14 protein-coding genes are annotated in these 24,246 nt (G+C 35.8%); 10 read left to right on the top strand and 4 right to left on the bottom strand.

Going from position 1 to position 24,246, the window contains the following annotated elements:
• Window positions 1-15: 15 nt before the first annotated feature.
• On the bottom strand, window positions 16-3,246 hold the full coding sequence (locus N4T20_RS07480) for a SusC/RagA family TonB-linked outer membrane protein (RefSeq protein WP_260672434.1): 3,231 nt from the start codon (window positions 3,244-3,246) through the stop codon (window positions 16-18).
• 345 nt (window positions 3,247-3,591) lie between these two features.
• On the opposite strand from N4T20_RS07480, the gene N4T20_RS07475 reads away from it, so the two are divergent.
• Window positions 3,592-6,471: a triple tyrosine motif-containing protein gene (locus tag N4T20_RS07475; protein WP_260672433.1), complete on the top strand. Its 2,880-nt coding sequence runs from the start codon at window positions 3,592-3,594 to the stop codon at window positions 6,469-6,471.
• 35 nt (window positions 6,472-6,506) lie between these two features.
• Here N4T20_RS07475 and murF read toward each other — a convergent pair whose 3' ends face one another.
• Entirely contained in the window at window positions 6,507-7,790 is a 1,284-nt protein-coding gene (gene murF, locus N4T20_RS07470) for a UDP-N-acetylmuramoyl-tripeptide--D-alanyl-D-alanine ligase (protein WP_260672432.1), read from the bottom strand.
• 118 nt (window positions 7,791-7,908) lie between these two features.
• Entirely contained in the window at window positions 7,909-9,594 is a 1,686-nt protein-coding gene (gene gldJ, locus N4T20_RS07465) for a gliding motility lipoprotein GldJ (protein ID WP_260672431.1), read from the bottom strand.
• Between the two features lie 212 nt (window positions 9,595-9,806).
• On the opposite strand from gldJ, the gene porU reads away from it, so the two are divergent.
• The 8 genes from porU (at window position 9,807) to N4T20_RS07425 (ending at window position 22,268) form a co-directional block, all read left to right on the top strand.
• Complete coding sequence (gene porU / locus N4T20_RS07460) at window positions 9,807-13,640, top strand: type IX secretion system sortase PorU (RefSeq protein ID WP_260672430.1); 3,834 nt, start codon at window positions 9,807-9,809, stop codon at window positions 13,638-13,640.
• A gap of 48 nt (window positions 13,641-13,688) precedes the next feature.
• Complete coding sequence (gene porV, locus N4T20_RS07455; protein ID WP_260672429.1) at window positions 13,689-14,894, top strand: type IX secretion system outer membrane channel protein PorV; 1,206 nt, start codon at window positions 13,689-13,691, stop codon at window positions 14,892-14,894.
• Between the two features lie 78 nt (window positions 14,895-14,972).
• Window positions 14,973-15,455 (top strand): cytidine deaminase, encoded by a 483-nt coding sequence (gene cdd, locus N4T20_RS07450; RefSeq protein ID WP_260672428.1) that lies wholly within the window; start codon window positions 14,973-14,975, stop codon window positions 15,453-15,455.
• A 159-nt stretch (window positions 15,456-15,614) separates the two neighbouring features.
• Window positions 15,615-16,613, top strand: coding sequence for a pyruvate dehydrogenase (acetyl-transferring) E1 component subunit alpha (gene pdhA, locus N4T20_RS07445; RefSeq protein ID WP_260672427.1), 999 nt, complete (start codon window positions 15,615-15,617; stop codon window positions 16,611-16,613).
• A 5-nt stretch (window positions 16,614-16,618) separates the two neighbouring features.
• Window positions 16,619-18,265 carry a pyruvate dehydrogenase complex dihydrolipoamide acetyltransferase gene (locus N4T20_RS07440; RefSeq protein ID WP_260672426.1) on the top strand — a complete coding sequence of 549 codons (1,647 nt, stop codon included), beginning with the start codon at window positions 16,619-16,621 and terminating at the stop codon, window positions 18,263-18,265.
• 124 nt (window positions 18,266-18,389) lie between these two features.
• On the top strand, window positions 18,390-20,237 hold the full coding sequence (locus N4T20_RS07435; protein WP_260672425.1) for a hydrolase/aminopeptidase: 1,848 nt from the start codon (window positions 18,390-18,392) through the stop codon (window positions 20,235-20,237).
• Between the two features lie 522 nt (window positions 20,238-20,759).
• A complete protein-coding gene (locus N4T20_RS07430; RefSeq protein WP_260672424.1) occupies window positions 20,760-21,290 on the top strand; it encodes a carboxymuconolactone decarboxylase family protein in 531 nt (176 codons plus the stop codon).
• A 99-nt stretch (window positions 21,291-21,389) separates the two neighbouring features.
• Window positions 21,390-22,268, top strand: a complete 879-nt coding sequence (locus tag N4T20_RS07425) for a helix-turn-helix domain-containing protein (RefSeq protein ID WP_260672423.1) — start codon at window positions 21,390-21,392, stop codon at window positions 22,266-22,268.
• On the opposite strand, the gene N4T20_RS07420 is transcribed toward N4T20_RS07425, so the two are convergent.
• Window positions 22,265-23,509: a glycosyltransferase family 4 protein gene (locus N4T20_RS07420; RefSeq protein WP_260672422.1), complete on the bottom strand. Its 1,245-nt coding sequence runs from the start codon at window positions 23,507-23,509 to the stop codon at window positions 22,265-22,267. The two genes, N4T20_RS07425 and N4T20_RS07420, sit on opposite strands and share 4 nt — an antisense overlap.
• A 113-nt stretch (window positions 23,510-23,622) precedes the next feature.
• Here N4T20_RS07420 and N4T20_RS07415 point away from each other — a divergent pair, with 113 nt between their 5' ends.
• Window positions 23,623-24,204 carry a tRNA-(ms[2]io[6]A)-hydroxylase gene (locus tag N4T20_RS07415; protein WP_066032854.1) on the top strand — a complete coding sequence of 194 codons (582 nt, stop codon included), beginning with the start codon at window positions 23,623-23,625 and terminating at the stop codon, window positions 24,202-24,204.
• Window positions 24,205-24,246 lie beyond the last annotated feature (42 nt).

Below are 24,246 nucleotides of genomic sequence, written 5' to 3'. Positions count from 1 at the left end.
GTCAATGTTTTAATATTAAAAATCTGCACTTAATCCAAACATTACTGTTCTAGATTGCGGATATAGGCCAAGATCTATTCCAGAAGCCCATGGAGCTTTATCATTATCTCCTGACCAGCGAACCTCTGGATCCATACCGTCATATTTTGTAAATGTGTACAAATTATTTACAGCAACGTAGAATTTAAGATTTGAAATAAATTTAAAATCTTTCAATAATTCATTAAAGTTGTAACCTAGAGTTAAATTATTAATTCTTAGATAATCAGCATTTTGCATATAGATATCTGAAATATAATTTGAGTTTCTATTTGACACTGAACTTAAACGAGGCATTTTGTTTGAAGTTCCTTCTCCGTGCCAGCGATCAAAGACATCTGAAGTATAATTCTGTTTTGGCATATCAGCAAATGATCTGTACGATTGCATCACTTGCATTCCGTACTTACCTGCCATTGTAGTATTCAGATAAACATTTTTGTACTCAAGGTTTAATTGGATACCCAATTGGAAGTTTGCATTTGGATCTCCTAAAATCACTTTATCTTTTTCATCAATTACTCCGTCATTATTTTGATCCACAAAACGAACATCCCCAGGGCGCTGATCATTAAAATAAGGCTGACCAGTAGGTCCTACGTAAGCATCAACTTCTTGCTGATTCTGTAAAATTCCAGCTGTTTTAAAGCCATAGAAAGCTCCTATCGGATAACCTACTTGCGCTCTTGAAATTTCGGATGTTCCTTGCGATAAGACATTAGTAGGCCCATTAATTATACCGTTTGCGTTAGCAATTCTTGTAACTTCATTTTTATTAAAGGCGCCACTCACAGTTAAACCGTATTTAAAATCGCCTACTTTATCTTTCCAGCTTACAGAAAATTCAACTCCTTTATTTTCAATATCTCCACCATTTTTATAAGGATAATCAGCACCTGCAGTTCCAGGCAATTCAGCTAAAACAAGCCAGTCTTTAGTTTTTTTCTTATACCAGTCAAATGTGATTCCTAATCTAGAATTGAATAAACTTGCATCTAATCCGAAATCTAACTGTTCAGAAGTTTCCCAAGTAACATCTGCGTTAGTCACTTTTGCCGGATAGGCAGTCTGGCCAGAAACCGGTTTGGTGTCTCCAAAAAAGTAACCTGGGAAGGCATATTTTATATTTGAAGAGTAGTAGAAAGCATAATCTGTGTACTGATTACCATTCTGACCCCAGCTAGCTCTTAACTTCAAGAAATCAAGATATTTTGATGTACTGGCCATAAAATCTTCTTTGGTAATAACCCAACCCGCAGATACTGATGGAAAATTACCGTACTTATGACCATCGCCAAAGTTAGAAGATCCGTCACGACGAATAATAGCTGAAAGCAGGTATTTTTCTTTATAATCATACTGTGCACGAGCAAAATACGACATAACAGCGCCTCCTCCTGCTGCTTTATCAAAACCTGATGTATTGATATCTGCAACCGAACCTGGGCTTTTTGTATTGTCTAAATAAGCATATTTTGGATCATTAGGAAATGTCAAACCGTTTCTTGAACCATAGACGTTATTCTCAACAATTCTTTTCCATAATTCAGTACCAATAACGGCGTTAATATTATGATTCCCAAATTGTTTTTGATAAGCAACTGTATTCGTCCAAGTTGAATTAGCTCCAAAATATTGAGACTGAGTCGCCCCATCAACTGCATCATCATAAAGCACACCTAAATGATAAGTTGGATTCATTGTTCTATTGTAGCCAAACCAGGAATCAATTCCGTAAACCGATTTAAATCTAAGATTAGAGATAGGCTCAACTTCTAAAAACACATTTCCAATAATTTTATGATCTTTTGGATAATTGTAATTGCTTCTGTAGTACATAACAGCCAAAGGATTGGTCTGATTTGTACTTAAGCCGTCTAACGTAGGAGTAAATCCAAATTCGTTAATATTTCTATCAATCGCAGTCTGCCAATAAGCGGGCTGCAATGGATTTTGCGTTATCGCATTATGCAAGTCATTGCCATAAATATTGCCGCTAGAAACGTCTCTTTTTTGAATGTTTGTATATGTCAAATTTTCTCCAACTGTAATGATGTTATGGCTCTCATTTTTTTTCAAAACCATTTGAGTATTCAATCTTGTAGTCAATCTTTTAAATCCAGCGTCTATAATATTTCCTCCCAAGATACCGTCTTGATCAAAATAAGAAACCCCTAAAGAGTAAGTGATATCTTCTGATCCGCCTGTAATATTAATAGCATGGTTTACTACAGGAGCATCTTTTTTAGACATTTCATTGATCCAATTGGTTCCTGTCCAGCCGTTTTGCAATTTATTCCAAATATCTTCTCCAAGCTGTTTTCCTGCACCAGGATAATTACGCTCCAACCAATCGTTGCTGGTTAACATCTTTTTCCAGTCGTTTGGCGCAAGCCCGTCATTAACCCTTCCTTCATCCATGATGTACATATATTCCTGCGCGTTTAAAGGATCCAGATTTTTGTAGATGTTTTGAATTCCAAAGTAACTATCATAAGAAATTCTAGCTGGTTTTCCTTTACGTCCTTTCACCGTAGTTACCAGAACAACCCCATTTGCTGCTCTAGAACCATAAATTGCTGCCGAAGCCGCATCTTTTAGAACATCAATAGATTCAATATCCGAAGGGTTCAGGTAATCGATATCCCCTACAGCGACACCATCTACAATGTATAAAGGATTTGAATTTCCGATTGTACCAATACCACGAATAACAACTTTAGTACCAGCTCCTGGCGCACCGCTATTTCTTGTAATACTAATACCCGGCGCAATACCTTGAAGGGCTTCCATTGCAGATCCAGTATTCAATTCCTGCAGCGTTTCCCCTTTTAAGTTTGTAGAGGCTCCAGTAATCAAAGCTTTCTTTTGTGTACCGTATCCGATAACTACAACTTCATTTAAACTTTGAGATACTGCTTTTAGAGCAATAGTGAGCTTGGTTTTTCCTCCTATTGCTTCGTTTACAGTTTCAAAACCAACGAAACTGATTGTCAAAGTTCCGTTAGAGGGAGCACTAATCTGAAATTTCCCATCAAAGTCAGAGGCAGTTGCTTTATTGGTTCCCTTTACTAAAACCGTCGCTCCTGGGACGGGCAATCCACTTTCATCATTAATGATTCCATTTATTGTCACATCCTGAGCAAATGCAACAACCGAAAACAGTAAAGACGAAACACAAAAAATCAATAATTTTGTCAATTTCATTTTTCTAAAAATTTTGGTTAATTAATTAGTAATTTGATGCAATTATAATGTTAAATTTTAATAAGTATTAGATTAAATTTCTTTACAAAAACACTTCAAATTAAATTTTAACACACTACAAAAACACAACATTTATTTTATAATAAATTAATTTACAGTATTTTAGTTTTGAAAAAAAAATGTTACAAAAATGTTAATTAAAAAAAACGTATATTACATTAGTTTAACAGTAACCAATGCGTTATAAATTAAAAATAATTTAAAAAACGAGATTTATTCTGATTGATAAATCAACAATTTAAACTTAAAATAAAGCATTTATAATAAAAATATATTTAAAATTTTATGAAATCAATAGTCAGATCTTTTACCCTAATTTCACTATTTTTCTTACAATTTAAAAGCCTTTCACAAGTAAAAAACATCGGAATTCCAGATATAAAAAATTATAAACGATCAGAGTATAAAGGTGGCACTCAAAACTGGAGCATTGATCAGGACAAAAACGGAAACATCTATTTTGCAAACAATAGCGGTCTGATCCAATTTGACGGATCAAACTGGCATAAATACTCCTTACCAAACAAATCGGAGATCAGAAGCTTGAAAATTGACGCTTTAGGAAGGATATTTGTAGGCGGCAATAACGAATTTGGGTATTTCAAATATGACGAAAAAGGAATTTTAAAATACCACTCTTTATACAATCTATTAAGCCCAATAGACAAAGAAAACATTAATCTGATCTGGAGAATTCACATTTTTAATGGCGAAGTCATTTTTCAGTCTTTTAGCAAAGTGTTTTTTCTAAAAAATGAAAAAGTAACTACTCTAACTGCTCCTCATAAATTTCAATTTTCGTTTTTGGTGAACAACCGACTGTATTTTCAAGATAAAACCTTAGGCGTGCTTGAATACAAAAACAGAAAACTTACGGCAATAAAAGGCACCACTGTTTTTAATGACAAAGAGATATGGTCTCTCTTTCCATTGCCAAATAACAAATTATTATACGCCACCTTAGAAAAAGGTCTTTTTGTATCAGAAAACGGCATTATAAAACCGTGGGCAACAGAAGCCAACGAATTTATTAAGAAAAACACTTCTCTTGGGGGATCTATCATCAAAAACAAGTTTATCATACTTAATTCGGTATTAGACGGAGCCATTATATGTGATTTAAATGGAAAAATAATTCAGCATTTAAACCGTCAAAAAGGAATCCAGAACAATACTATATTAGCATCATTTGTTGACAAGAAAAGCAATATCTGGCTTGGACTTGATAATGGTATCACTTTCATAAATGAAAACTCACCTTTCTCCTACTTTGATTACAGCTATAATATAGGTACAGTATATGCCTCAACAACATATAACGGAAATCTTTATGTAGCCACCAACCAAGGGCTATTCTACCACACATGGGGCAGTTCATTTAAAGACAGCCCTTTTACTAGAGTTGAAGGAACAATTTCGCAAGTTTGGAATATTCAGGTTTTAAACAATGTATTAATTTGCGCCAGCAATAGCGGGGCATTAATTATTGAAAACAACAGGGTATCAAAAATACTTGACAATAAAGGTTATTTCGGGTTTAAAAAGATTCCAGAGCATGAAAACTATATCATAGGTGAAAGCTATAACGGATTTTCGGTTTTCAAACGATCTGCTACTGGATATGATTATCTGCATCAAGTAAAAGGATTTGACGAAACAACCAACAATTTTTCTGTAGAAATAGACGCAAACTACTTATGGCTCAAGAAAAATCCTTTTCTGTATCAAGTAAAACTGTCTGAAGATTTGCAAAGATTTGATTTCATCAAAAAACACGTTAACATATCAGAAAAATTTAAGGGAATAAACAGTCTTCAAAGCATCAACAATAAAGTTTATTTTCAAGTAAAAAATCATTTCTACAGATATTCTGTTGAGCAAGAAGCCTTTTTTGAAGATAAAAAAATCACAAACTTATTTAATGGAATTCCGACTATTAACACCTTAATTGAAGACCCTGCCGGAAACCTTTGGTATGCGTTTAATGAATCGCTTGGCGTTTTGGTAAAAAACAAAAACGGAACTTTTACCAAAAAACAAGCCATATTCTCCAACTTGACAGGTAATCTGGTAAACAATTACATCTCAGTAAATGCTATAGATCCTCAAAACATTTTTATAGGATTAACAGATCGTCTGGCTCATTACAACTCGACGATTCCAAACACATTTATGACGAAACCAAAAGCTTTTATTGAGAGCTTTTCGAATCCTGGTGACACTATTTTAACGGGCAATTTGACCACTAAATTAGAGTCATACAGCATTCCGTACAAGTATAATCGTGTCAAATTTACTTTTGCGTCTCCAACATACGAAAATCAGGAAAACGTAATGTACTCCTATAAATTAGAGCCTTTCGAAGAAAACTGGCGTGGCTGGTCGTCTACAGCAATAAAGGAATATACCAATTTAAGAGAAGGCAATTATGTAATGAAATTAAAAGCTAGAAATAGTTATGGCATAGAGTCAAATATTACAGAATTCGAATTTACAGTATCACCACCTTGGTATAGACATTTTTTGGCTTATTTATTTTACCTGATGCTCATTTTACTTGGCGCCTATTTAATCTCTGTTAGAATCAAACTGAAAATTAGAAAAAATAGGTATTACGAAACTATAGAACAAAGAAGATTATACCTTGAAAAAGAATCTAAAATCAGGCATGAACAGCATGATTTGGAAAAGGAAATTGAAAAACTGAAAAACGACAAGCTCCAAATTAAAATCTTAGCAAAAGATAAAGAACTCGTAAACAACTCTTTGCAAGTTGTAAAAAAGAACAAAGTCTTAAATGGAATCATTCATAAACTGAAAGACATTGATACTGGAATTCTAGACGAAACCACTAAGGCAGAGTTTAGCAAACTGCACAAAAGCATTGTAAAAGAAGTAAACACAGATAAGAGCTGGAAAGACCTCGAAAAACACATTAAAAACGTTCATTTTGAGTTTTTAAAGCGTTTAAAAGGACAATACCCAACTATTTCTCCAAGAGAATTAGATTTATCCACTTATCTATTAATGAATATGTCGACGAAAGAAATAGCAGAAATTATGAATATTTCTACAGGCGGAGTCGAATTGGCCCGTTATCGTTTAAGGAAAAAACTAGGACTGAACAAAAAAGAAAATCTAATCGGATTTTTAATGAGCATTTAAAAGAAGAAGCCATTCAGTAGTGAATGGCTTCTTTTTTAAATATAATCTAGTGTTCGCTCTAAGGCCATGCCTCGCGAACCTTTTATTAATATCATATTTGAATCAAACTTGAAGGCTTTTAGAAATTCGGCAAAAGCATCAAATGTCTCAAAAAACTGAATATGTTCATTCGAAATTTTATTGGCAAAAAAAGATTTTCCAATGAGAAAACATAAAGCATCTTTTTGATTGGCTAATGAATCGACTATAGCTTTATGCTCCTGAAGACTTTCATCTCCCAATTCGAACATATCTCCAAGAATCATAATTTTGTTTTTCTTGTCCAATTGCAGGAAATTCGCAATAGCGACAGCCATACTGCTTGGGTTAGCATTATAAGCATCTAAAATAATCTCGTTTGAGCCTTTCTGCATCATTTGAGACCTATTATTTGCTGGGATATAATTTTCAATAGCGCTTTTTATATCGCTTTCTTTTACATCAAAGTATTTTCCAATTGCAGCAGCTGCATTGATATTATTAGCATTGTAAAGTCCAATCAGATGCGACTCTATGGCAAAATCATTATACTCAATAGCAACAAAAGGATTTGCCGTAATATTCTGAATATTTAAATCTGCTTTTTCCTTTTTTACTCCAAAAGTAAATGATTTAATCCCTTTCGATTTTTCAATCTGAATTGGGTCTTCCAGATTTACAAAAACCGTTTTTTGGTTTGCCGCAAGATATTGATACATTTCGCTTTTACCTGCAATCACACCTTCCACTCCTCCAAAACCTTCTAAATGCGCTTTCCCGAAATTGGTTATATATCCAAAATCTGGCTGTGCAATCTGGCACAGAAATTCAATTTCTTTTTGATGGTTGGCTCCCATTTCAACAATTCCGACTTCTGTTTCTTTTGTAAAAGAAAGTAGAGTCAAAGGCACCCCGATATGATTATTTAAATTGCCAATAGTAGCTTTTGTTTTAAACTTTTTTGACAGCACAACATTGATCAATTCTTTTGTCGTTGTTTTTCCATTACTGCCTGTTAAAGCAACAATTGGAAGAGCCAAATAAGCCCTATGAAATTTTGCCAATTCTTGAAGCGTTTCCAGACTGTTTTTTACTAAGATAGTTCTATCGTCAATAAAATAAGATTCATTGTCAATAACGACAAATAAAGCCCCTAAATCTAATGCTTCTTTAGCAAATGTATTAGCATCAAAATTCTCTCCTTTAATAGCAAAAAACATCGAATTCTTTTCAATCTTTCTGGTATCAATAGACAAAGAACTGCACTGTAAAAACAAGTTATGAATGTCTTGAATATTCATTTATATATTTTTTAATAGATCATAAAAGTAGAAAAAAAACAATAAAAAAATTCCAAATTCCAGACTGAATATTCAGCTTTTGGAATTTGGAATTTTTATTATTTTGAATTCCTAAATATTAGTTTCTAGGAGATTTTCTTTTTTCAGATTTAGAACCTACTCTAGACATTGCGCATCTGAAACCAATGTAATCAGTTGCCATATCTTGAGGGAAGTATCTTCTTTGAGCTGGATCTAACCAGTAAGCTCTATCTCTCCAAGATCCTCCTTTGTAAACTCTTACTTTATCATCGATTAAAGTTGTACGTTTACTAGAGTTATCATATTTTCTGATCATTTTTCCTAAACTGTCAGTTGTAACATTGTGTTTAGGAGAGTTGTACATTGCCTGATCTGCTTTAGGCCCAGACTCTGAATCACCAAAATCAAAAAATCTAGAAGATTGCTTATCACCATCTCTGTAGTTGATGTTGTCGCTTGTACTGAAATTTTGTCTTAAATAAGTCTCTTGTTCGTCAACTGGCACTTGAGCAATTTCTCCTGGAAGGTTTCTTGCAATAACTTTACCGTTGCTTAAAGTATCATACTTAATAGTAGATGTTGTAACAATTTCAATTTTACCGTCTTTACCAATTTTGTTTTTAGCGTATTGGTTACCTCTGTAATAGTTGAAGTCATTTGCTTCGTTATCAATAATAGGTCTGTAAACGTCAGCTACCCATTCTGCAACGTTTCCTGCCATATCATATAGACCGAAATCGTTTGGTGCATAGCTTTTCACAGCGTTTGTGATATCTGCTCCATCATCTGACCAACCTGCAATTCCACCGTAATCACCATTTCCTTGTTTAAAGTTAGCCAATTGGTCACCTTTGTTTTTACGTTTGTTAGAACGTGTATAATCTCCAGACCAAGGATATTTCTTTTGTCCTTTGTAGATATTGTATTCTCTTTGTCCAACATCTGCAGCCGCTGCATATTCCCATTCTGCTTCAGTAGGAAGTCTATATTCAGGTAAAATAATTCCTGATGAACGTTGTGCGTAAACATTTTTCTCTTCTGGAACAACACCATCTTTACCAGCTTTAGGTCTTCTTCCTGTTGGGTTTTTCTTTAAAACGATTTCTTCGCTTGCACCACGCGATGTGCTAGGAGACATTAAGTATCCTTCAGTATTAAATGCATTTTCAGCATTAACATCATTTGTTTTAGCTCCTTTTTTAAGATATCCGTTTTTCTCTAAAACAGCCTCGTTTACACGGTCTGTTCTCCATTTACTAAATTCAACTGCTTGAATCCAGTTTACACCAACTACAGGATAGTTAGCATAAGATGGGTGTCTTAAATAGTTGTTAGTCATCGTTTCGTTGTATCCTAAACGATTTCTCCATACTAATGTATCAGGAGATGCTCCTTCGTAAATATTCTTGTAATTTTCTTCTGTTGGTGGAAAAACTTTCTTTAACCACTCTAGGTATTCTAAGTACATACCGTTCGTAACTTCGGTTTCATCCATATAGAATGATTGAACGTGTTGTTGAGTTGGTGTGTTATTCCAATCGTGCATAACATCATCCTGTACTTTACCCATAGTAAACGTACCTCCTTCAACAAAAACCAAACCAGGACCAGCCTGCTGTTTTTTACCTGCATTTCTGGCAGCAGTTCCATTCTGACTATCTACATCCCAGCCAGTAGCTCTAGAAGCGTGAGTGGAACTCGATTTTTTGCTACAACTAGCCGTGCCCAACATCAATACCATTGACATCATTAACTGCAAGACTACAATTTTGTTTACTTTCATACTCATTCTTAGGTGATAAATTTAGGTGCTGCAATATAATAATTAACATTTAATTGGCAACATCTGTTCTAATAATTTTATTTAGCTGTTTTTTACCAGAAAATAACCTTTAGTTACGAACGCAAAAATATACTTTTTATTATTACTATAACATGAAATACTATATTTTTACTTACTAATTATTTTTTAATTAAATTTCGCCTTTTTAACCGATGAAGCAAGCATTTCTTATCTACATTTTTTTAATTCCAATCCTCTCGTTTTCACAGGTAAATGGGACTATAACGATCGATTGGCAAAATAAAAAAGAGGTAAATTACGGCGAGGACAAAATCATAATTCCATACTTCACAGGAAACAGTTTCCGCTTCGACATTACAAAAAAAAGCATAACATTGCTTCAAAACCTAAATCAATCTGGCGTTTCAAGCGGCAGTTCAGCACAAATCAGCAACGTGATTTATGAGTCGATTTCGAGAGCAGATTTAGGCGATTTAGCACCTGAAAATATCCCCGAAAAACCAAACGAATCGGTAATAGTTACAAACGCAAGAGACACAAAATATTCTTTTCTTTCTTTGTCTCCTATAATTAAGGAAGGCAATAGCTACAAACGCATAAAATCGTTTTCCTACTTTTTCAGCAACACAAGCGCGCGAACAGCATCTTCTACTTTTCAAAAATCGGCCGCGATTGTAAATTCTGTCCTAGCCTCTGGAGACTGGTATCGGTTTTATATCCAGAAATCGGGCGTTTACAGAATCAACAGATCATTTTTGCAAAGTCTTGGGTTTGATGTTTCTAAAGTCGATCCTCGAAGAATAAAAATCTATGGAAACGGCGGGAGAATGCTCCCTCTAGCCAATAACGCGTATTACCCTAATGATTTAACAGAAAACGCAATACAGATAACTGGCGAAGATGACGGCGTTTTTAACAATGAAGACTATATCCTTTTTTATGCCGAAGGAATTGACAATTGGAATTCGGAAAGCCAAACCAACTTAAACTTATACGACACCAAATCTTACTATTATATTACAGCTTCAGGAGGTGATGGAAAAAGAATTCAAAAGCTAACCCAGCCATCGGCAAACAGCAGCTTAGAACTAAACACGTTTGATGACTATCAATACCATGAAATTGACCAAACAAACATCGTACACCTAGGACGTCAATGGCTCGGAGAATCGTTTGAAATCAATCAGGAACAGGAATTTTCGTTTAATTTCCCAAACCTTGACACTTCTGCGCCTGTAAAAATAGAGGTAAGCGCAGCTTCTGCCTCCTTAACCACTACTTCTTTTGCAATAACGGCAAACGGACAAAGCGCAGGCACGATAAGCTTCCCTCCTTTAATAAGTAATACGGACACCAAATACACAACAGGAAAACTGCCTGCAAATACCCAATTTACAGGAGCAGACAATATTAAAATCAAACTTACCTATAATAACAATGGCGTTCCGGGATCAAAAGGTTATTTGGACTACATCAATTTAACTGCAAAACGAAAACTTTTAGGAACTGGAAAACAATTTCATTTTCAATACAACGCTGCAAGCGGTACAGCTGGAATTGCCAATTACACAATTGGGAACGCATCAGCGATAACACAAATTTGGGATGTTACAGACCTATATAATGTATCTAAAATAGAAAATGCCAATCAAGCCTCTTTTAGCTTTAAAGCAACTTTGGGTGAGATCAGAAAATATATAGCAATAGATCCATCCGATTACTATGTTCCTTTAAAAGAAAATCAATCAAAAATTGCCAACCAGAATTTAAAAGGAACCTTGTTTAAAAATAACCAAAACGCTTTTCAAGATATTGATTATATTATAGTGACTCCAAAATCTTTAGTCTCACAAGCCGAAAGATTAGCCAGCTTCCACAGAACAAACTCCAATTTAAATGTAAAAGTTATTGCATTAGAAAACATCTATCAAGAATTTTCTTCTGGCAAACAAGATATTGCCGCGATTAGAAATTGTGTCAAATATATTTACGACAATGCTTCTTCTCCAGAAAAAAAAGTGCGCTATTTAAATTTATTCGGAGACGCTTCATATGATTATAAAGACAGAATTTCGAATAATACCAATATTATACCTATATACCAATCCTTAATAAGCAATACTGTAGGCGAAGCTTCATTTGCTTCTGACGATTTTTACGGATTGATGGATCTTAATGAAGGCGTTATTATTCCTTCTCTTGCCGGCATCGATATCGCCATAGGAAGAATGCTGGTTTCGGACAATGCGCAAGCTCAAGAAATGGTCAATAAAGTTCTAGAATATCACGACAAAAAATCGTACGGAAATTGGAGAAACAATATGGTTCTCATTAGCGACGATTCTGACAGACCCGGCGACCAGACTCTGCAAGCCAACCAAAATGCACTTGCAGATCAAATTGCAGCAGAGAAACCTTTTTTCAATATCGATAAAATATTTTTAGACGCGTATACGCAAGAGGCCTCTGCAGGGGGTGCGCGATACCCAAAAGCTAGAACCGATTTTTTTAATGCTTTCGAAAAAGGCGCTTTAATATTTAATTATTTAGGTCATGGCGGCGAGGACGGATTAGCTAGCGAAAGAATCTGGGAGAAATCGGATGGGCAAAACCTTAGCAATCAGTACAAATATCCTTTATTTATTACTATTACCTGCGAATTTTCCCGTTTTGATGACCCTACAAGACCCACAGCTGGCGAATATGTCTACTGGAATCCAAAAGGAGGCGCTATTTCAATGCTGACAACAATTCGTGAAATTGGGCAGGCAAACGCAGAAGAATTCAACAGAACAATTAGCAAAAACCTTCTCTCATACGGCTCAAATCAATACAATACTATTGCGGAGTCTTTAAGAATATCCAAAAATGAGAATCCGAGCTCTTCCAGCAATGTTGTCTTCTATATAGGTGACCCCGCTTTGATGCTTGCCATTCCGAAACCGCGAATAAATCTAACAAAAGTGAATGATATTGTGATTTCGCAAGCAATTCCTGATTTAAAATCGCTATCAAAAATTAAAATCTCAGGAGAAATCACAGACGAAAACAATACTCTTTTAAGCAATTATAATGGAGAATTGGCCACTGCTATTTTTGACAAGCTAATCGCAAACACTACTTTAAATAATGATGGTTTTAGCCCTCCGATGCAATTTAAAACTCTTGGCGAAACGATTTTTAGAGGAAATGCATCTGTAACCAACGGCCAATTTGAATTTAGCTTTGTTGTCCCTCGAGATATCAGAATCCCTGTCGACAATGGAAGAATCAGCTTTTATTCGAAAAAAAACGAATCGTTAGAGAATCAAACTGGCTACAATAACACCATTAAAATTGGAGGAATAAACGAAAATGCACCTCAGGACAATATAAGTCCAAAAGTGAAGTTATATATGAACGATGAAACTTTTGTATCTGGCGGAATTACAAACGAATCGCCATTCCTTTTAGCATTTTTAGAAGATGAAAACGGAATTAATACAGCAAGCGGAATCGGGCACGATATTGTCGCTATTTTAGATGGAGACGTAAGCAATCCTTATATTTTGAATGATTATTATCAGACAAAATTAGATGATTACACTAACGGAAATTTACGGTTTCCATTCCGAAATCTAGCTCCTGGACTGCATACCATAAGTTTTACCGCTTGGGATGTTTACAACAATCCTGTTACGAGCGAAATTCAATTTACGGTTGTAGGAGACGATTCACTGACATTATCGCACGTTCTTAATTATCCAAATCCATTTTCAACTTATACACAATTTTGGTTTTCTCATAATAGACCTTATGAACCGCTAGACGTGCAGGTTCAAGTAATGACTATTACAGGAAAAGTAGTCTGGACAAAAAATCAAACCGTTACAACTGAAGGATTTTTATCACGAGAGATAACATGGGACGGACGAGATGATTTTGGTGACAGAATCGGAAAAGGAGTGTATATTTACAAACTGACAGTAAAATCTAATTTAACAAATAAAAAAGCAGAAAAATACGAAAAACTTGTCATACTATAATTCCTATAATATTATATATTTGCACTACCAAAAACACTAGTCCCATAAATGAAAAAACTATCACTCTTACTAATTTGTATTTTTAGCATTTACACTTCAAAGGCTCAGGAATCAAGGCCTATTGTTACTGGAGTGCCCTTTTTATTAGTCGCTGCTGATGCTAGAGCAGCAGGTTTGGCAGACCAAGGTGTCGCTACTTCTGCAGACGTTTTCTCTCAACAATGGAACCCTGCAAAGTATGCATTTTCTGAAGATGCACAAGGCCTTTCCATCAGTTACACTCCTTATTTGACAGATCTTGCCAATGATATTTCGTTAGGTCAGATTACATATTACAACAAAATTAACGAACGAAGCGCATTTGCAGGAAGTTTTCGCTATTTTGGTTTTGGAGGAATTGAATTAAGATACACCGGAGACCCAAATGAAGCCGTTAGAGAAGTAAATCCGAACGAGTTTGCCTTAGACGGATCATATTCGCTTAAATTAAGCGACAAATTCTCCATGGCTGTTGCCGCACGTTTTATCAATTCAAATTTAAAAGTTGCTTCAGAAGAAGTTGACGCTACGTCTGCAAGTTCATTTGCTGTTGATGTTGCTGCTTTTTACCAATCGGAAGAAATTGCTTATCAAGATTTCAACGGAAGATGGAGAGCTGGTGTCAATCTTCAAAATATGGGACCAAAAATCAGCTACGATAACGACGATGTAAGCTCAAACTTCTTACCTGCCAATTTACGATTAGGCGGAGGATTCGATTTTATCTTTGACGATTACAACAAGTTTACTTTAAGCGCTGAACTTACTAAACTTTTAGTTCCAACTCCTCCAGGAATTGGAACACCGGTAGATGTAAATGGCGACGGAGACTACGATGATCCTGAAGATATTTCGCAACAAGAAGCAACAGATATCGGCTATAGAAACTATAATGATATCGGATGGTTCCAAGGAATCTTTAAATCTTTTGGAGATGCTCCAGGCGGATTTAAAGAAGAAATGAAAGAGGTAACTTACAGCATTGCTGGAGAATATATGTATCAAGATGCTTTTGCTTTCCGTTTAGGATATTATCACGAAAGCCCAGAGAAAGGCGCCAAGCAATTTTTCTCTTTAGGAGCAGGTTTTAAATACAACATCATGAAAATTGATGTTTCATACTTATTCTCTGCATCTAAAATAAAAAATCCTTTGGAAAACACGCTTCGTTTCTCTTTAACGTTTAACTTTGGAGACAAATACGAAACTTATTAAAGAAAAAGTTTAAAATAAAAATAACTCAATCCAAATTCCGGCATTTTAGGAATTTGGATTTTTTTTCCCTTATAAAGAATGAAAGAAATCAACATAACCTCTTCATTTACAATATTTGATAATTTAAATGAACTTCCAGCCGAAATTCAGGACTTGATGAATCAAGCTGTAGAAATCAGAAAAAAAGCCTACGCTCCTTATTCAAAGTTTAAAGTTGGCGCTGCTCTCCTTCTAGACAACGGAAAAGTGATTTTAGGTTCTAATCAAGAAAATGCGGCTTATCCGTCTGGACTTTGCGCAGAACGAACTGCAATTTTTTATGCAGGAAGCACCTACCCAGAAGCAAAAATTCTAAAAATGGCAATTACAGCAGCTTCAGACACCAATCAGACCGCTGCCCCTATTCCGCCTTGCGGATCTTGCCGACAATCAATAGCTGAATACGAGATAAAACAAGACACTCCGATTGAAATCTATTTTATGGGAGAAATTGGTGAAGTTTACAAATCTTCGTCTTTAAAAAATCTGCTCCCATTGATGTTCGACAAAAAGTTCTTGTAAAAAAAAGCCAAAAAGTAGTCATTAAATTTTAGTTCTTAAATGTAATGTCTTATTTTTGCATCCCGACCTTTCGGGCGCAAATTTGTGGGAGGAAACTATTTTGCGTTACAGGCACAATAATCGATAACACAAACAACTTTAGCAAAAGAAAGAATTCAGATGAAAGAAGTTACAAAAGAGGTATATTTAAAGTGGTATGAAGACATGCTGCTTTGGAGAAAGTTTGAAGACAAACTTGCAGCGTTATACATCCAACAAAAAGTTAGAGGTTTTCTACACTTATATAATGGTCAGGAAGCTGTATTAGCGGGTGCACTGCACGCTATGGATTTGACCAAAGATAAAATGATTACTGCTTACAGAAACCACGTTCAGCCAATCGGTATGGGAGTTGATCCTAGAAACGTAATGGCAGAACTTTTAGGAAAAGCAACAGGAACTTCTAAAGGTATGGGAGGTTCTATGCACATTTTCTCTAAAGAACACGGTTTTTATGGCGGGCACGGAATTGTAGGTGCTCAAATTCCTGTTGGAGCTGGTATTGCTTTTGCAGACAAATATTTTAACACTGGCGGTGTTACTATGACTTATTTTGGTGACGGAGCTGCTAGACAAGGTTCTCTTCATGAAGCTTTTAATATGGCTATGTTATGGAAATTGCCAGTTGTATTTATCGTTGAAAACAACGGTTATGCAATGGGAACTTCTGTAGAAAGAACTGCAAACCACACTGACATCTGGAAATTAGGTTTAGGTTACGAAATGCCTTGCGGACCTGTTGACGGAATGAATCCTGTAAAAGTTGCTGAAGCTATGCACGAAGCTATCGAAAGAGCTCGCCGTGGTGACGGACCAACTTTCCTTGAAATGAAAACGTACCGTTACAGAGGACACTCTATGTCTGACGCACAATTATACCGTTCTAAAGAAGAGGTAGAAGAGTACAAAAAAATCGACCCGATTACTCAAGTTCTTGATGTAATTATGGATCAAAAATATGCTACTGAAGAAGAAATTGAAGTAATTGACCAAAGAGTTAAAGACTTAGTTGAAGAGTGTGCGAAATTTGCTGAAGAATCTCCATACCCAGACTTGCAACAATTGTACGATGTAGTATACGCACAAGAAGACTATCCATTTACACCTCATAAATTATAAGAATTATGGCAATTAAAGTAACAATGCCTCGTTTGAGCGATACTATGACGGAAGGAACGGTAGCAACTTGGCTTAAAAAAGTAGGCGACAAAGTAAGCGAAGGCGATATCTTAGCTGAAATCGAAACAGACAAAGCAACTATGGAGTTCGAATCTTTTAACGAAGGAACTCTTTTACATATTGGAATTCAAGCTGGAGAAACTGCTCCGGTTGATTCATTATTAGCGATCATCGGTAAAGAAGGAGAAGATATTTCTGCTCTTTTAGCTGGTGGTGACGCTCCTGCAGCCGAAGCTCCTAAAGCGGATACTCCTGCTACAGAAGCAAAAACTGAAGCTCCTGCTCCGGCTAAAGCTGCAACTGAATTACCAAAAGGTGTTATTGTTGTAACTATGCCACGTTTGAGCGATACTATGACTGAAGGTACAGTAGCAACCTGGTTGAAAAAAGTAGGTGATACTGTTGCTGAAGGTGATATTTTAGCAGAAATTGAAACAGACAAAGCTACTATGGAGTTTGAGTCTTTCAATGCTGGAACATTATTATACATCGGAATCCAAGAAGGAAACACAGCTCCTGTTGACAGTTTATTAGCTATCATCGGGCCTGCTGGGACTGATATTTCTGGAATTGCTGATAACTTTACTGCCGGAGGCGCTGCAACTGCTCCCGCTCCTGCTACTGAAGAAACAAAAGCTGCCGCTCCTGCTGCCGAAAAAGCACCAGAAGCTGTTGCTGAAACTTCAAACGGAGGAAGAATTTTAGCTTCACCATTAGCTAAAAAAATCGCTTCTGACAAAGGAATTCAATTAAGCCAAGTTAAAGGATCTGGAGAAAATGGACGTATCGTAAAAAGCGATATCGAGAACTTTACTCCATCTGCTCAGGCTCAAACTGCTGCTTCAGCACCTGCTGCTAAACAAGAAGCATCTGCTCCTGCTGCACCAAAAGTATTTGTTCCTGCTGGTGAAGTTTACACAGAAGAGATCAAAAACTCTCAAATGCGTAAAATCATTGCAAAACGTCTTTCCGAATCTCTATTCACTGCGCCTCACTACAACTTAGTGATCGAAGTAAGCATGGACGAAGCTATGCAGGCAAGAGCTGCTATCAACAGCGTTCCAGATACAAAAGTATCTTTCAACGATATGGTAATCAAAGCTTGTGCTTTAGCATTGAAAAAACACCCAAAAATCAACTCTACTTGGAAAGAAGATGCAATCATCATCAATCACCACGTAAACATTGGTGTTGCCGTAGCTGTTGAAGACGGATTAGTAGTTCCTGTATTGAAATTTACTGACGCTATGAGTTTATCTCAAATTGGCGGTTCAGTAAGAGATCTTGCTGGAAGAGCTAAAAACAAAAAATTAGGACCACAAGAAATGGAAGGAAGTACTTTTACAGTATCTAACCTTGGTATGTTTGGTATCACTGAATTCAATTCAATCATCAACCAGCCAAACTCTGCTATCCTTTCTGTAGGTGCAATTGTTGAGAAACCAGTAGTTAAAAACGGTCAGATCGTAGTTGGAAACACAATGATGTTATCATTAGCTTGCGACCACAGAACAATTGACGGTGCAACTGGAGCTCAGTTCTTACAAACATTAAAACAATACATCGAAAGCCCAGTTACAATGTTGGCGTAATTCTATATGTCAGCCTGAGCGTCCCGACGATTCGGGAGAAGGTTTATAATTAAATCCCGTCCCGAAGTTTTTCGGGACGGGATTTTTTGTTTAATTTTCATCCTCAAATTCAAAATCTCACAAAATGAAGAAACTAATTCTTGTCACTTTATTTCTGACCGCAATAGCCTGCCAGAAAAAAGAGCAAACAGAAAAAACAGCTGCAGTCACAGACGAACACAGCTACTCTAAACCCGAACTGGCTGTTGTAAAACATCTTGATCTTGACATCAAAGTTGATTTTGACACACAAACTATTTCAGGAAAAGCATCTTGGACAATTGACAACATCAGCAAAGGAAACGAAATCATCTTTGACGAAAACACTTTAAACATTACAAAAGTAACTTTAGGTGACGAAGAAAAAGAAACCAAATTTGAACTTGGTGCAGCCACAGAATTTCACGGAAAACCGCTTCATATTACAATTGAGCCAAACACCACCAAAGTAAATATTTACTACAACACAACTAAAGATGGTGTTGCATTACAATGGCTAAAACCAGAACAGACTGCAGACAAAAAGAAACCTTTTGTTTTCTCACAAGGTGAAAGCGTTTGGTCAAGAACTTGGATTCCGTGTCAGGATTCGCCAGGAATTCGTTTTACCTATAATGCTAAAGTTACCGTTCCTAAAGATTTATTAGCCGTTATGAGTGCCGTAAATCCGCAGAAGAAAAATGATACTGGTATTTATACTTTTAAGCAAGACAAAGCAATTCCGTCTTACCTAATGGCAATAGCAGTTGGAGATATCGAATTTCAAGCGATTGACAATAGAACTGGAGTCTATGCAGAACCATCGATGCTGAAAAAATCAGCTTATGAATTTGCTGAACTGGGCAAAATGGTTGATGCTGCCGAAAAATTATACGGACCATATCGTTGGGGACGTTACGATGTTTTGGTGTTGCCTCCAAGTTTCCCTTATGGCGGAATGGAAAATCCAAACTTGACTTTTTTAACTCCGGGAGTAATTGCCGGAGATCGTTCGCTTACAAGCTTATTGGCGCATGAATTAGGCCACAGCTGGAGCGGAAACTTAGTTACAAATGCTACATGGGATGATATTTGGCTAAACGAAGGTTTTACTACTTATGTAGAACACAGAATTGGTGAAGCCATTTTTGGGAAGAAAGAATTTGAAATGCAAAACGTTATCACCAACAAAGAATTAACTGACAATGTTGCTGAATATGGGAACACAAGTCCTGACACAAGATTAAAAGTTAGCTTAACAGGAAGAAATCCAGACGATGGAATCAGCATGATCCCTTATGTAAAAGGATATGCTTTTTTAAGAGTTATTGAAAATGCTGTTGGGCGCGATAAATTCGATCCGTTTATCAAAAACTATTTCGATTCTCATGCTTTCAAATCTATTACAACCGAGGATTTTGTAAAATATTTAAATGACAATCTTATCAAAGGAGACAAAGCTCTAGCTGACAAAATCAAATTAGACGATTGGATCTACAAGCCGGGAATTCCATCAAACATTGTTCCTGTTAGCTCTGCTGATTTTGACGCAATTGATAAAATCCAAAAAAGCTGGAGAGAAACTGGCGTTGCAGGATTAAGCAAAAAAATCACAACTACTGCCGAAAAGCAGCATTTTATAGACCATCTTCCTGCTGATATTACAGCAAAAGAAATGGAAGCGATTGATAATGAATTCAACTTCACAAAAGACGGCAATTTCATTATTAAGCGCCAATGGTTTGTGCAGGCATTAATTCATCAATACAAACCAGCATATCCTGCAATCGAACAGTTTTTAATTGGAATCAGCAGAACGGGTTCTGTTATGATGCTTTATAAAGAAATGGTTAAAACTCCCGAAGGAAAAGCATGGGCTAAACAGGTTTTTGACAAAGCAAAATCTGGCTATCATGCAACGACCATTCAGGCTGTTGAAGGTATTTTGAAGTAATTTTTTTCTAAAATATAATTTTAAAAAGAGGCTGTTCCTAAAAACAATTGGACAGCCTCTTTTTGTTTTATATGACTATTTATACCCCAGCGGGGTAAAATATTTATAGAAATTAAATGATGTAAACAAAAAAAGCTCCAGCGGAGCGAAATATATGAAATTGTACAAAATACATTTCGCTCCGCTGGAGCTTATCTTCGACAATAAATATGATTTCTACAAATATTTCGCTTCTCCGAAGCTAAACAAAAACACCTATGAAAACGCGTGCCCTAGCCCCGATAGAAGTGGAAATCCTTTTGTGGCGGGGTTCGCCACAAAAGATTGGAACGGATAGCGGGATTAGCTCCTGAAAAACTTTATTATAGAAATGGGGATGCCAAGATAATTCCTCATGAAAAAAAACTCAGGGAAAATTATCCATCACATAGCGTACATTCTCCATGTTTTAAAATCTGCCATCGTCGCAACTTTGTAATGTCAAAAGACAACAACAAATAACAACTTTAAAAATTAAATAAAATGGCACGATTAACAGCTTTAAACCCAGAAGAAGTAACAGGAAAAACTAAAGATTTATTCAACGCAGTTCAAGCAAAATTAGGCGTTGTACCAAACATGATGAGAACAATGGGAAATTCTCCAGCGGTTTTGGAAGGATATTTAAATTTAAGCGGCGCTTTGAGCCACGGAAAACTAAGCGCAAAAACTGGCGAATTAATCGCTTTGGCCGCTTCAGAAAGCAACTCTTGCGATTACTGTTTGGCAGCCCACACTTTTATTGGAGAAAAATTAGTAAAAGCAGATCCAGCAGTTTTAAAAGCGGCAAGATCAGGAAATTCTGCTGATGCGAAAACGGAAGCTATTTTACAATTGGCCAAAACATTAATCAGCAAAGGCGGTTTAGTAAATGATGAGGATGTAAACAAAGCGAAAAATGCAGGTGTTTCTGATGCTGAAATTGCAGAAATTATTGGCCATGTAGCCTTAAATGTTTTAACAAACTACTTCAATAATGTAGCCAATACAGAAATAGACTTTCCAACAGTTTAATCGATAAATTCCACATTAGGTATAACAAAAAACAATTTATAAAGATAGCTGCGGATTTATTTCATGGCTATCTTTATGCTTTCAAAAACAAAACAGGTCATGAGTTCTCAAAATGTTTTTACTTTAATCAATCCGCAAAACGGCAATTTGGCTTTCAAAATTCTTCCTTTTGATGATAACAGCCATTTTGATCATTTACAGCGAAACAATTATTACTCTCTCATTTGGGTTACAAAAGGAAAAGGCAAAGTAAAAGCCGATTTTGCAGAACATCAATTTGAAGAAAACTCGCTTCTGGCTTTTTCTCCGTATCAGCCTTTTATGCTTTGCGTAAACGAACCCATTGAAGGAATTGCCATTCATTTTCATCCTGACTTCTATTGCATTCATATGCATCAAAAAGAAGTTTCGTGCAATGGCGTTTTATTCAACAATATCTATCAGCCTCCTTATGTTCAGGTGACAGAGCAAGCATCGCAGACTTTCAATATGGTGATTAGCCAAATGAAAGCCGAAATTCAAAATGCTGAATTGGCGCAATACGAATTGCTGATCTCGTATTTGAAGATTTTTCTAATTACGGCTTCAAGATTAAAAACAGAACAATTGGAAGAAATGAAATCGGTTCCAGATTCTAAAGAACCTTTTATTCTTCAAAATTTGAAAGATGCGATCGAACTGAATTTTAAAACCAAACATTCAGCTGGAAATTATGCCGAATTGCTGAATATTTCTCCAAAAGCGCTGGCTAAATTGCCTAAGAATTATTTCAATAAAACCTTAACCGATTTAATTTCCGAAAGAATCATTATTGAAGCTAAGAGAGAGCTTTATCTGACCAACAAAACCGTAAAAGAAATAGCCTACGAATTGGGTTATGAGGACGAACATTATTTTAGCCGTTTCTTTAAAACCAATGCTGATGTTTCGCCTCAAATTTATCGCGAAACTGTCGGATTCGGAAAAATGGAAGCTTAATTTTTGTTCTTCGCTTCAATCCATTTTGACATATACATAGTGCTTTTATAGGCGTGGTGCTGCAGCAGATTCCCCATAAAATTATGAAGGCGATGGCTTTTATAATCGATCAGAAGTGAATTTACAGATAAAATCAATTGAGACAAATAATTATTTTTTTGATAACATTTATTAATGATTTCAATTCCGCTTTTTTGAGCTTCTTTCCAAAGATTTTCATTTTTATAAAGCTCAATTGCTTTCTTAGCAAATTCTTCAGGATTATTTTCTATAAAACCATTCCAAGGCAAACCGCCGTGCATAGCTTCAGACCCAACAGATGTTGTGATGCTTGGCGTTCCGCATTGCATAGCTTCTAATAATTTTCCTTTCAATCCTGCTCCAAAACGAATTGGCGCTAAAACTACTTTTGCATTTTTTACAATTTCATTGGCATCTTCTGCCCTTCCCATAATAAAAAAACCATTTTTAGGCTGATGCAATTGCAATACTTTTTGCGAAGGATACGCTCCGTAAACTCTTAAAACAGCTTCTGGAAAATCTTTTTTTATGGAAGGCCAAATCGCTTCTTTTAAATATTGCACAGTATTCCAATTGGGCTCGTGAAGAAAATTTCCGATGAAAACAAAATCATTTCGGTTTTCAAAAGAAGGCAATTTTAATAATTCTTCTTCTTTCATTTCATCAACCAAAAAAGGAAGATAAAAAAGCAAATCTTCATTAATTCTAAAAACATCTTTTAGAACATTCATTTCAAACTCAGAAATAATAAGAGACAAATCGCATCTTAAAACACTGGCAATTTCACGCTTTGCCACTTCCTCAGACAATAAATCAGGAAGCTCAAAAGCCCTCTTTTCCTTAAAAGCTTTTTGTCTCGCTGTTCGCAGACAATGCAGATCTTCTGTATCTAGAACTCTAATCGCTTCTGGACAATTTTCAATCACTCTCCATCCAAATTGCTCTTCAATCATGAATCGGTCAAATAGGACAACATCGGGATTTAAATCGCTTACAAAATCATCAAAACTAGAAGAATTGAGTTCTATGCTTTTTTTTATTACTCCAAATTCAGATAAATCAACCATAAAATCGCTGTCCTGAGCTGCGCTTGCAAATGTAATTTCAAATCCATTTTCCTTAAAAATAGAGATCAATTGCATCATTCGCCCTCCTGCCGCAGAAGACTTTGGCTCAGGCCAGACAAATCCAATAATTAAAAGTTTTTTAATCTGATCCATAATATTTGTTTCACATTACAAAATAATGCTTTTTTCCGCGGATTTGCACCCAATTTCCAGATATTCGGTCGTAAAAAATCACTAATTTTGCAAAATCTAAATGCTGGGAAATTATGTTGGGACTAAAATTAGCTACAGACCCTCGCTGGGTAAATATCGTAGAGTCTAATATCGAAGAAATTTTAACGGATCACGCCTGGTGCGAACAAAAAGCGGCTTCAAACGCGATTAGCATCGTTACTTACAACTCTGAAATTGAAGAATTGGTAACCGAAATGCTTGAAATTGCAAGAGAAGAACTGGAACATTTTCAGATGGTTCATAACATTATAAAACAACGCGGACTTACACTAGGACGTGAACGAAAAGACCATTATGTAAATGAGCTTTTTAAATTCATGAAAAAAGACGGAAGCCGACGAGATGCTCTTTGCGATAGATTGCTGTTTTCGGCAATGATCGAAGCTAGAAGCTGCGAACGTTTTAAGGTGCTTTCAGAAAATATTAAAGACGAAGAATTGGCTAAGTTTTATCGTGACCTAATGATTTCTGAAGCAGGACATTATACTACTTTTTTAGGATTTGCCAGAAAATATCAAGACAATATTGATATTGATAAACGCTGGAAGGAATGGATTGAATATGAAGGTTCTATTATTACCAATTATGGTAAAAGTGAAACCGTTCACGGATAAATAACGCTCTTTTTTCAACTCTATTTTCATACTTAAATACCA

Source organism: Flavobacterium sp. TR2 (assembly GCF_025252405.1).
In the GTDB taxonomy this organism is placed as follows: domain Bacteria; phylum Bacteroidota; class Bacteroidia; order Flavobacteriales; family Flavobacteriaceae; genus Flavobacterium.
Note: the sequence above shows the minus strand (reverse complement) of the source record. Positions and strands in the feature narration are given on the sequence as shown.

What these genes read in the sequence shown, in the direction of transcription:
- N4T20_RS07480 (WP_260672434.1), bottom strand. Translation starts at nt 3,246, where the DNA reads ATGAAATTGACAAAATTATTGATTTTTTGTGTTTCGTCTTTACTGTTT.
- N4T20_RS07475 (WP_260672433.1), top strand. Translation starts at nt 3,592, where the DNA reads ATGAAATCAATAGTCAGATCTTTTACCCTAATTTCACTATTTTTCTTA.
- murF (WP_260672432.1), bottom strand. Translation starts at nt 7,790, where the DNA reads ATGAATATTCAAGACATTCATAACTTGTTTTTACAGTGCAGTTCTTTG.
- gldJ (WP_260672431.1), bottom strand. Translation starts at nt 9,594, where the DNA reads ATGAAAGTAAACAAAATTGTAGTCTTGCAGTTAATGATGTCAATGGTA.
- porU (WP_260672430.1), top strand. Translation starts at nt 9,807, where the DNA reads ATGAAGCAAGCATTTCTTATCTACATTTTTTTAATTCCAATCCTCTCG.
- porV (WP_260672429.1), top strand. Translation starts at nt 13,689, where the DNA reads ATGAAAAAACTATCACTCTTACTAATTTGTATTTTTAGCATTTACACT.
- cdd (WP_260672428.1), top strand. Translation starts at nt 14,973, where the DNA reads ATGAAAGAAATCAACATAACCTCTTCATTTACAATATTTGATAATTTA.
- pdhA (WP_260672427.1), top strand. Translation starts at nt 15,615, where the DNA reads ATGAAAGAAGTTACAAAAGAGGTATATTTAAAGTGGTATGAAGACATG.
- N4T20_RS07440 (WP_260672426.1), top strand. Translation starts at nt 16,619, where the DNA reads ATGGCAATTAAAGTAACAATGCCTCGTTTGAGCGATACTATGACGGAA.
- N4T20_RS07435 (WP_260672425.1), top strand. Translation starts at nt 18,390, where the DNA reads ATGAAGAAACTAATTCTTGTCACTTTATTTCTGACCGCAATAGCCTGC.
- N4T20_RS07430 (WP_260672424.1), top strand. Translation starts at nt 20,760, where the DNA reads ATGGCACGATTAACAGCTTTAAACCCAGAAGAAGTAACAGGAAAAACT.
- N4T20_RS07425 (WP_260672423.1), top strand. Translation starts at nt 21,390, where the DNA reads ATGAGTTCTCAAAATGTTTTTACTTTAATCAATCCGCAAAACGGCAAT.
- N4T20_RS07420 (WP_260672422.1), bottom strand. Translation starts at nt 23,509, where the DNA reads ATGGATCAGATTAAAAAACTTTTAATTATTGGATTTGTCTGGCCTGAG.
- N4T20_RS07415 (WP_066032854.1), top strand. Translation starts at nt 23,623, where the DNA reads ATGTTGGGACTAAAATTAGCTACAGACCCTCGCTGGGTAAATATCGTA.